10 protein-coding genes are annotated in these 10,128 nt (G+C 57.5%); 7 read left to right on the forward strand and 3 right to left on the reverse strand.

What is annotated here, in order from left to right; translation table 11 throughout:
- The first annotated feature begins 350 nt into the window (after positions 1 to 350).
- From EKM85_RS10990 to EKM85_RS11000, 3 genes are all read left to right on the forward strand, one after another.
- Positions 351 to 1,052: a metal ABC transporter ATP-binding protein gene (locus EKM85_RS10990; RefSeq protein ID WP_125586881.1), complete on the forward strand. Its 702-nt coding sequence runs from the start codon at positions 351 to 353 to the stop codon at positions 1,050 to 1,052.
- Entirely contained in the window at positions 1,052 to 1,843 is a 792-nt protein-coding gene (locus tag EKM85_RS10995) for a metal ABC transporter permease (RefSeq protein ID WP_125586883.1), read from the forward strand. The genes EKM85_RS10990 and EKM85_RS10995 overlap by 1 nt, the downstream gene beginning before the upstream one ends.
- A gap of 134 nt (positions 1,844 to 1,977) precedes the next feature.
- Positions 1,978 to 3,036 (forward strand): LCP family protein, encoded by a 1,059-nt coding sequence (locus EKM85_RS11000; protein WP_125586885.1) that lies wholly within the window; start codon positions 1,978 to 1,980, stop codon positions 3,034 to 3,036.
- A 166-nt stretch (positions 3,037 to 3,202) separates the two neighbouring features.
- On the opposite strand, the gene EKM85_RS11005 is transcribed toward EKM85_RS11000, so the two are convergent.
- On the reverse strand, positions 3,203 to 3,889 hold the full coding sequence (locus EKM85_RS11005; protein WP_125586887.1) for a hypothetical protein: 687 nt from the start codon (positions 3,887 to 3,889) through the stop codon (positions 3,203 to 3,205).
- 336 nt (positions 3,890 to 4,225) lie between these two features.
- On the opposite strand from EKM85_RS11005, the gene EKM85_RS11010 reads away from it, so the two are divergent.
- Genes EKM85_RS11010 through EKM85_RS11020 form a run of 3 tightly spaced genes read left to right on the forward strand, consistent with a single transcriptional unit; the run spans position 4,226 to position 6,559 of the window.
- A complete protein-coding gene (locus EKM85_RS11010; RefSeq protein ID WP_125586889.1) occupies positions 4,226 to 4,984 on the forward strand; it encodes a DeoR/GlpR family DNA-binding transcription regulator in 759 nt (252 codons plus the stop codon).
- A 38-nt stretch (positions 4,985 to 5,022) separates the two neighbouring features.
- Entirely contained in the window at positions 5,023 to 5,805 is a 783-nt protein-coding gene (locus tag EKM85_RS11015; protein ID WP_125586891.1) for a glycosyltransferase family 2 protein, read from the forward strand.
- Positions 5,806 to 5,815: 10 nt separating this feature from the next.
- On the forward strand, positions 5,816 to 6,559 hold the full coding sequence (locus EKM85_RS11020) for a DUF975 family protein (protein WP_164510762.1): 744 nt from the start codon (positions 5,816 to 5,818) through the stop codon (positions 6,557 to 6,559).
- 41 nt (positions 6,560 to 6,600) lie between these two features.
- Here EKM85_RS11020 and lepB read toward each other — a convergent pair whose 3' ends face one another.
- The gene (lepB, locus tag EKM85_RS11025) at positions 6,601 to 7,200 is read right to left on the reverse strand and encodes a signal peptidase I (RefSeq protein WP_263853307.1); all 600 of its coding nucleotides are present in this window, start codon (positions 7,198 to 7,200) and stop codon (positions 6,601 to 6,603) included.
- A gap of 233 nt (positions 7,201 to 7,433) precedes the next feature.
- Here lepB and EKM85_RS11030 point away from each other — a divergent pair, with 233 nt between their 5' ends.
- On the forward strand, positions 7,434 to 8,978 hold the full coding sequence (locus EKM85_RS11030) for an ABC-F family ATP-binding cassette domain-containing protein (RefSeq protein ID WP_125586895.1): 1,545 nt from the start codon (positions 7,434 to 7,436) through the stop codon (positions 8,976 to 8,978).
- Between the two features lie 30 nt (positions 8,979 to 9,008).
- Here EKM85_RS11030 and EKM85_RS11035 read toward each other — a convergent pair whose 3' ends face one another.
- Positions 9,009 to 9,773, reverse strand: coding sequence for a class I SAM-dependent methyltransferase (locus EKM85_RS11035; RefSeq protein WP_125586897.1), 765 nt, complete (start codon positions 9,771 to 9,773; stop codon positions 9,009 to 9,011).
- Positions 9,774 to 10,128: the final 355 nt, after the last annotated feature.

Below are 10,128 nucleotides of genomic sequence, written 5' to 3' on the forward strand. Positions count from 1 at the left end.
TTGTTTGTTTTAGCTAACAACATTATCAATCTAAATCCCCGTGTCGACAATCTAGGGGGTCACTTCATATTATCTAGCCCCAAGCATTGCCGCCGTACTTTGGCGGCGAGGCTTGGGGCGTAGCTAGCTGCTCCCGCGTTGCGAACCCGCCGCCCGATTAAGCAAGGTCCAAAGCCTTCGCGCACTTATCGGGACAGCCAGTGCTGCTACGCGCGTTGCGCCCAGGCAAGCCTCGCCGACACTGACATTTTTCAGAAAATGGGTCATTTCTCTGGCCACGACACCGCCAAAGCGTTAAAATGATGTTCGTTAATCGTAATCATTACTGTTACTTGCAGCGGAGGAAAGCTATGACTGAACCCATCTTGACCGTCGAGCACCTGAGTTTCGGTTTTCGCGACCGAGCGCTTTATCACGATCTGAGCTTCACCCTCGCCGCCGGGTCCGTGACCAGCCTGATCGGGGCCAACGGGGTGGGGAAGACGACGCTGACCAAGCTGATCATGGGTCAGCTGACGCCAACGGCCGGGCGCATCATCAAGGCCCCAACGCTGCGGCTCGGCTACGTGCCGCAATTTCGTAACATCGATCCGGAGTATCCGTTGTCCCTGCGCAGTTTTGTCGGGCTCAACCAGATGCAGCGGCACGTGCCTTGGCACAGCAAGGCCGAAAAGCAGGCTGTGACCGCTGCGCTGCGTGAAACGGGGCTGCTTGAACGGCAGAACCAGCCCTTAGGTATGGCGTCGGGCGGAGAAAAACAGAAGGCTTACTTGGCGCAGGCCCTACTGACCCACCCGAACTTTTTGATTTTGGACGAGGCAACCGCCAGCTTGGATGTGAACACCAAGACGGAGCTTATGACGCTGGTGGGCGAGTTGAACCAGCGCCGCGGGTTGACCGTGTTGTTTGTCACACACGATCTTGAGCTGGCTAAGGCTTACACCCAGCAGTACCTGCTCCTCACGCAGGCAGGGTACGAAATGCGGCCGACCAGCGAGATGAACGAGGCCAACATGCCCAAGGAACTCAGACCCACGGAAGAGGTGCGCTAATGTTTGCTTACGAATTCATGCAAAATGCCTTCCTGGCGAGCACCTTCATTGCCCTCACGACCGGGATCGTCGGCGTCTTCGTGACGGCGCGCGGCATGTCGTTTCTTGCGCACACCCTGTCGGAGATCGGCTTTGCTGGTGCGGCGTTTGCCGTGCTGGTCGGCATTCCGCCGCTGGATGGCATGCTGCTGACGACGGTGTTGTCTTCACTCTCCGTCGGTCGCCTGGCGGTGCGGCCGGGTCGCCGTGAAGCTTCAATCAGCGCGATTTCCAGCCTCTTCATCGGGCTGGGGATCCTGTTTTTGGCGCTGTCCACCAAAAGCTCCAGCTATGCGACCACAATCTTGTTTGGCTCGATCATTGGCATCTCTCGCGCTGACGTCTGGCAGCTGGTGGCGCTGGCCGTGGGGGTGCTGCTGACGATGACGCTCGGTTACCGCAGCTTGGCGTTTGACTCGTTTGACGCCGTGGGGGCAGAGGCGCAGGGCCTGCGCCGCAACTTACTCAGCGTGTACTTTCTACTGATCCTTGCCATTTCGGTGTCGATCGGTGCTCAAATTGTCGGCAGCTTGCTGGTGTTCATTCTCCTGACCTTGCCGTCGGCGGTGGCCAAGTACCTCGGGCGGACGCTGCCGCAGATGCTTGCGATCTCGGTGGCAACGGCTCTGGTTGGAGTGTGGCTGGGCCTGGTTTTGGGTTACTACACCAACTGGCCGGTCACCTTCTTCATCGCCGTGATCGAGTGCTTGTTTTACCTCGGGGCGCTGGCGCTTCGCAGTCGCCGCGACTGAGGGGGGACCGGTTGCCGCCGTTAATTAATTTTTTGTTTAATCGGGGCCAACTGGGCCCTTTTTTTGGTGAATGATGAACTTTTTACCGGTGAAATCGAGTAAACTGTTAAAAGAATTCATCATTGGAGGCAGCTATGGATAGACGAGACGCGCACGATCAGCAGAAGCGCCATCCGGTCCTCAAAATCGTGGTCCTACTCGCGTTAGCGGTTGTGTTTTTGGCTGGCGGCTACGCCCTCAGGCTGTACGCCCAAACCAAGACCGCACTGGATAGTACCTACGACAACGTGACCGTGAAGAAGGCCAAGGTCGACCTCAGCAAGCAAAAGCCGTTTTCCGTGCTGCTGCTCGGGACCGATACGGGGGGCCTCGGGCGGAGCGATAAGGGCCGCACCGACACGATGATCCTGGTCACTGTGGATCCTAAGCAGAAGCGCACCACGATGATCAGCATTCCGCGCGACACGATGAGCCACGTGGCGACCAAGGGGTACACCGGGGTGACGAAGATCAACTCGGCTTACACGTACGGCGGGACCGCCACGGCGGTAGCCAGTGTGAAGACGCTGCTTGAGGTACCGATCAACTACTACGCACTGGTCAACCTTGACGGGCTGGAGAAAATCGTGGATGCCGTGGGCGGCGTCGACGTCAACGTTGCGTTTTCCTGGACCGATGCGCACGTGGGCGACTATAAGTTCACCAAGGGACCGATGCACCTGAACGGCAAACAGGCCCTGGCGTACGCCCGGATGCGCCACGCGGATCCGGAAGGGGACTACGGCCGGCAGAAGCGGCAGCAGGAAGTCATCCAGCAGATCGTGAAGAAGGTTCTGTCGACCAAGACCCTTTCCAAGTACACGAGTCTGATGGCGACGCTCTCCTCAGATCTGCGCACCAACTTGAGCTTTGACGAAATGGTCACGCTCGCGACGAATTACCGCGGGGCCTTCAAGGACGTCAAGCAGGAGTCGCTGAAGGGCGACGGCGTTTATATTGGGGATGCGGCCTACCAGGTCCAAAGCACGACCGAGTTGCAGCGGATCTCCGACATGGCGCGGACCTCCTTAGGGCTGGATAAGGTCACCATCGACAACTTCAACACCAAGCAAAACGCGCTGAACACCAGTGCCGGGTTTGACTGGAACGATGGTAATAATCCGGTGTATCACGTCTATTCCACAAGCAACTAACTGAAACTTGAACACTCCGCCGCCGTCCGGGGTGTTTTTTTTGACGTAAGGGCGGCGGCCCCCCTACGGCTGGCTCGGCGCGCACGCGCAATACTGACTATGCTTTGTGACAACAGTAAACGCCCCCTAAGCATGGCTGCCTAGGGGGCGTTAGATGAAGCTTGGATTAAAGGATCGTGACGGTGGCACTCAGCACACCGGCGGAAGGAATCTGGCTGTTTGGCATGGCAACGTCGATCTGGTGCGGGTTGCCGGCCGCGAACCCACCAGTATCGTTGACGACGCGAATCAAAGTCTGACCGTTGGAGAGCTGAATCTTGACGCGCGAGCCGCGCGGCAGAACACTCAGGTTAGCGGCGATACCGCCGTAGCCCATGCTGGAGCCGAGCACTGCCGGATCGTAGAAGGTCACGCGGAAGGTGCCTTTGCTGGTGCCGGTCGCCGTGCTGACGGCACTGGGCTGACTGGTGCTGGTCTGGCGCCGCTGGGCTGCCGCTTTGGCGACTGCCTGGGCCTGTGCTTTGGCTTTGGCCTTGGCCGCCGCGGCGGCCTTCGCTTTGGCGGCAGCGGCGGCGCGCTGCTTCATCATGGCATCAAACTCGGCGTTGACACCGGGCTTGATGGGACTGACTGCGTTTGGTGCGGTCATGAGTTGCTGCGTTGCGGTGATTTTTGCTGCGGTTTGCGTGGCGGCTGGTAGAACGCCGGCAGTTTCTGCCTGGCGCGTTGCCGCATCACTAGTGGCGATTGCTTCAACCGGCTGCGTACTCGTGTAAATCGCGAACACTGCCGAGAGCGCGGCTAGCAGGCCAACGCCGATGATGGATGAATGTTTGATTTTGATAAAACTCACTCCTATTTGATTGGAAAGCAATGTTTCCCCCGATTACAATGTGCAGTATATCGAGGTGGCATGTCAGTCAAGTGCCAGTGAGTTTACAAACATCATGGTTTCTGTCACACTGTAATGCGCTCGTAATATTAGTGGGAAGAAATTTTGGTGTAACCGTAAACAACTTTGAATATGGGTTTTCGCTGAGGATTATGCGCTGATTTTTGCCAATAGTCCCCACTTTGAAAGTTTATATTCATCAATAATGGGCCATAGATATTTTTACCAAGCGTGCGGGATAGCCAAGATTGATAAAGGCGTATAGTATAATAGATAAAATGATTGGAGGGACGACCGGTGACGATGTATCGCGAGAAGCGGTTTGAGGAAATTAAGCGCTTGTTGACTGAGCGCAAAGAACTGAGTATCGAAGACATCATGCAGGCCGTGGGCGTCTCTCGCGACACGGCGCGGCGCGACGTGGTTGCGCTGGCCGAAAGCGGCGCTGGCCGGCGCACCCGCGGCGGGATCGTCTCCCTGACGTTCGGTCACACGGTGCCCAGTTACTCCGAACGCTTGAAGTTGTTCTCTAAGGAAAAGACCGCGATGGCCAAGCAGGCCTTGGCGCTGATTCGCCCGGGGGGAGTCTACTTCATCGATGACTCGACCACGCTCCTGAAGCTGTCGCAAAGTATTGACGTGCCGGTGACGATTTACACGCATTCGCTGGACAACGCCATTGCCTTGGCGGTTAAAAGCGAAGTCACCCTGCGCGTTTTAGGCGGTAAGCTCAATCACCATGGCCGCTTTTTCTTCGAAGCGGCGACGCTTGAGCAGCTGAGGCGGATCGCGTTTGACGCGGCGTTCATCGGCGCCACCGCACTGAGCCAAGAGGGGGTCTACTTCCCCTACGCCGACGATGCGGCCGTGAAGGCGACGTTGGCGGCAGCGGCGCGGCAGGTGATCGTTGTTTCTGAGACTCAGAAGTTTCAGATCCAGGCGCCGTACCGCGGTTTCACGCTTGCGGCGATCGACACCTTTATTACCGAGCGGGCACTGACCGTTCAGCAGCAGGCCTGGTTTGCAGGGACAACGAAGATCCTGGTCGCCCACTAAGGGCGCCAGAGGGCAAGGAAAGGAAATGGTGGCAAAAGTTGGCCAACCCATTGGTGTCGGTGATCGTGCCGATCTACAACCTGGCACCGTGCTTAATGCGCGGCGTGACCAGTTTAATGAAGCAAGATTACCGCAACCTGCAGGTGATCCTCGTCGATGACCATTCGACCGACGATTCGGCGCGGCTGATCAAGGCAGCCGCGGCGCGCGACCAGCGGATCGAGCCCATCTTCTTGACGGCTAACTGTGGGGTCTCGGCAGCACGCAATGCCGGCCTGGCGCAGGCCCGGGGCCTTTACGTCGGCTTTATGGACGGGGACGACTGGATGGCGCCGGAGCTGATCGCACAGTTTGTGGCCAAGTTAGAGCAGGGTCCTTATGACATTTTGGTCAGCCCCTTTTTTATCGACGATCCGCGTCCCAGCACCGTTGCCAAGTCCCTGACGCGCTCGCGCCCCTTGTCGCGGCGGCAGTTCTTGGCCGGCATGATGGCGCCAGTCGGGTACATGCGGGGCTACTTATGGAATAAGTTCTACCGCCGCAGCATCATCGAAGCGGCCCACCTGCAGTTCGATGAGGCGGTAGCCCTGATGGAAGACGAGCTGTTCAACGTGCAGTACGCGCTGGCGGCGAGCCGGTTTTACTACCTGGGCCGGCCGGCGTATCATCACGTGGTGCGCGCAGATTCGACGACTCAATCACTGGGGGTGTTCGCCGCGCTGCCCCAGCAGCTGGCGGCGCTGTGGCGGATCCGGGGCTTGATCAAGGCGGGCTACGCAAGCGGCGCGGTGCCCGAAGAGCCCGTTCGCTCGGAGCGATAGGAGGATGCGAATGACACATCGAGAAATTAAGCGGCAGGCAAAGGCGCGGCTGCGCCAAACCGGGATGTATCGCGGCCTGATCTTGGCCAACCTGCTGCCTTGGGTAATTACCGTGACGTTCATGGCCTGGGCCGTGCTCACGGTGGTGCAGATCGCGCAATCGTACGGGTTGGCGAATATTATCGCCAATCCCGACAACTTCAGCGATTACTTGGCGGGGACCAACAACATCTCTAATCAGACCGTGCTGCGGTCGATCATTCTGCTGTGGTTCAGCCAAGGCATTACCTTCACCGCGCTGGACGTGATGCGCGGCAAAGTGTCCCGGGTCCACCCCGGGGCGGCCCTGCTGCGGACGTTCAACGGGCAGTACTTCTTCGGCGTGCTGTCCTTGTTCTGCCTGATCTGGGTGGCCCGGTCGATCGGGCTGTTCCTGTTGGTAGTGCCTGCCATCATTGTCAGCTATGGCCTTTCGATGAGCTATTACCGTTACTATGACGGCAAAGCGGAGCAACAAGAAGGCCAGCTCCCGTACACAAGCACGCGGGCAGTGCTGGATTCCTGGCGGGTGATGCGCGGACGCAAGTTCAATTACTTCGGTCTGCAGCTCAGCCTGCTGGGCTGGCAGCTGCTGAAGCTGGCCTCGTTGCACCTCCTCGATCCGCTGATCAATCCGTACTTGCAGCTGGTGGATGCGGGGTATTACGCAAACGCCAGACTTGCTTACGAAGCGGCGCAACAATTACAGCAATAAAAAACGTGGGCAGCCTAAGCGGGCTGCCCACGTTTTGCGTTCTAGAAGATCTTCATGTGATTAAGCGGCCAGTAGCGCCAGACGACCACGGATTGAATCTTGCTTTTCGGCACGAAGCCAAAGGAGCGGCTGTCCTTGGAGATCAGGCGGTTGTCGCCCATCACGAAGTACGAATTCTTGGGGACCTTGGCACTTTTGGTCGCGGGCCAAGTGGCAAGCGAGAAGTTGTTGGTGAACTTGATGCTGCTGGCATCTAAGCCCTGCTTGGCCGCGTAACTGGCGATTTCTTGCTTGGCAAACTTACGGTCCAGGTAGGGTTCATTGGTCTTTTTCCCGTTCAGGTAAAGGACGTCGTTTTTGAACTGGATGGTGTCACCAGGCAGGCCAATGACGCGTTTGATGTACAAGGCGCCAGGATCGTCAGGGGCGTTGATCACGACGATCTGGTCGCGCTTGGGCTGCTTGTGGCGCAAGGAGTACAACCGATCGCCGTTCTCCAAAGTCGTCTGCATCGAGGGCCCAGACACGATGTCTTTGCTGACGACAAAGCGGATGAGCAGCTGCACCGCGACGACGACCACGACCAGCATGACGATGAATTCGAGCAGGGTCCGGCCCCACCCGTTATTTTTTTCCTTCACAATGACACCTTCCCGTAATTATTGCACTTAGCATACCACACGGGAATCGCAAATTGAACGCCGGGGCCGTCGCCGGCGTTTCATTAATCGCAAATTGAACGCCGGGGCCGTCGCCGGCGTTTCATTAGTAGAAGAAAAGCGGCGGCCCAGCCAACGAGAATTTTGAAAAGCCGCGGTGAATGTGCTAGCATTAATCGAGTTGTTTTCTGAAAAAACTATAAGGAGGGCTCACGGTGAGTGTCTTAACAGTTACAGGCTTAAGCCAGCGGTTCTTAGACAAACAGTTGTATCAAGACGCGAACTTTCAGGTGAACGAAGCCGATCACCTGGGGGTCGTTGGGCAAAATGGCGTTGGTAAGAGTACGCTGATCAAGATCCTCACCGGGGCCCTTGAGCCCGATGAAGGGACGATCGTCTGGAAGAAGCACCTAAACGTCGGCTACTTGGATCAGTACGTGAACTTGAAGCCGGGGCAGACCATCATGGAGTTCTTGCGCACGGCGTTTGCGGCGCTTTATGCCAAAGAGGCCAAGATGAACGCCATTTACGCGGATTACGCGGCACAGCCGGACGATGAGCTGCTAGAAAAGGCGGGGACCCTGCAGCAGGAGCTGGAGGCCAACGACTTTTACGATCTGGACACGAAGATCGAAACCGTCGCGACCGGGCTGGGGCTGGATGCCATCGGTCTTGATCATTCTGTGGATGCACTGTCCGGGGGCCAGCGCTCGAAGATCATTCTGGCCAAGCTTTTGCTCGAAAAGCCCGACATGCTGCTGCTGGACGAGCCGACCAACTACCTCGACGTCAGCCACGTTGAATGGCTGACGGACTGGCTGCAGGAGTTTGACGGGGCCTTCATCGTGATCTCACACGATTTTGACTTCCTTGAACAAGTGACGAACGCGATCCTCGACATTGAGTTCGGGACGATCACCAAGTACACCGGTTCGCTGCACCAGGCGATGCGCCAAAAAGAGGCCGATCACGAGACTTACATGAAGGCGTACGAAAAGCAGCAGCAGGAGATCAAGAAGCAGGAGGCCTTTATTCGTAAGTTCAAGGCCGGCACCCGCTCGACGATGGCCAAAAGTCGCGAAAAGCAGCTGGCGCGGATGACGAAGCTGACGCCGCCGGGCAACCGGGCCAAGGCGCACCTCGTCTTTCCTTATCAGGAGGTCCAAAGCCAGATCTTGGTGGACGTGAACGACCTGGTGGTGGGCTACGACCAGCCGCTGCTGGCGCCCATTAACTTCACCGTGGCTAAGGACGAGGTGATCGCGCTGGAAGGGTTCAACGGGATCGGCAAGACGACCCTGCTACGGACTGTTCTGGGCGAACTTAAGGCGCTCAGTGGCAGCGTGGCCTATGCGGATAACGTCAAGTTTGCCTACTTTGAACAGGAGCTCAACTGGGCGGTGCCGAAGCAGACACCCCTGCAGTTTTTGCTAAACAAGTACCCGGCTCTGTCTCAGCGCCCACTGCGGCAAGTGATGGCGCGGACGGCCCTGACGCGCGAAGAGATGGATAAGCCGCTGCAGATGCTCTCAGGGGGCGAGCAGAGCAAGGTGAAGCTCGCCGACCTCATGCTGCAGCCAAGCAACGTCCTGATCATGGACGAGCCGACGAATCATCTGGACGAGGACACCAAAAATGCGCTTGCGGCGGGGCTGCAGGCGTATCCCGGCGCCATCTTGATGGTCTCACACGAAACGGGCTTTTATGATGACAGCTGGGTCGACACGACCATTAACATCGAGAACCTCCGGACCAAATAAGCAAAAAGACCGCTGCTGGCGGTCTTTTTTCTATCTGATGCGCAGGTGGTCGGCGGCGGCTGAGGGGATGATCAGCTGATCAAAGGCGTAATCAATGGCCACGGGGACCAGCTGGTTGGCCTGGGGGACCCCGGCCGCCTGAACGGCGAGCTGGTTGGCCTCGCTGACGGAGAAAGGCCGGTCAAAGTCTGGCAGTAAGTCGCTGACGCTGGCTTCATCCTTCAGCCGATACGTCAGGCGGTGGTGGCGGTAAGTCATGTGGTGGGTCTCTAGCGCCTGCCGCAGCGCGGCTAGGCGCTGCGGGTCTGCCTGGGGCTGAACTGGGACTGGCAGGTGCAGCGCCGCGGCCATCTGCGTTAGCAGCGAAGACGCCGCCAGGGTTTGGAGGTTCAAGACGAGCGCTTGGTCAGTCATTGCCAGCAGCTGCGGCAGGTCGGCCGGTCTCAAGTCGGGGAGCTGGCTGACAAAGACCAAATCGGCCCTGGGCACGGCAGGTAGCTGCCGCCAGTCGGCAACGGTCAGTGTGTAGTTGGCGCGGTGGTGGCCTGCCAGCCACTGGTCTGCATACTTGAGCATCGCCGGGGCCCAGTCGATCAGCTCGACCGTTTGGCAGACGCGGCTAAGGGGTAAGGCGTAGCGGCCAGTCCCGGCGGCTAGGTCAACGGCGGTCATCGTGGTCAGCGGCAGTTGCGCGGTCAAGTAGGTGGTCACATCGTGTTCGATGGGGAGCCGCGACTCGCGCTGCACTTGAGCGTAGGTAGCCGCGAACGCATCCCATTCACTTTGGCTGGTCATGGTGGATTCTTCCCTTCTTGTACTGCGTTCATCTTACCAGCTTTTCACGTTCGCCTTCTTTCGAAAGAAATTTTCAAAAGCATGTTGACAGTCAGCAGGCTGGTTGGTATGATGTTTAAGTTGTCGCGGCGATGTAACGCCGCTGCGGCAAGGCACTTAAAACTTTTTGTTGACAGTGTCCGCCGGATAAGATATACTAATTAAGTTGTCTAAACGGCAAGGTAGTCCTTTGAAAACTGAACAAAGTTTCGTAAATGTGATAGGGCTTTTCAATGAAAGTTGAAAAGAATTAAGTACATGAGCGAAGTCAATTCGCAAACAACAAATCGAGCTATTCAAATAACTCATTATATGA

The sequence above is a fragment of the Lacticaseibacillus jixianensis genome (genome assembly GCF_003946485.1).
Taxonomy (GTDB): domain Bacteria; phylum Bacillota; class Bacilli; order Lactobacillales; family Lactobacillaceae; genus Lacticaseibacillus; species Lacticaseibacillus jixianensis.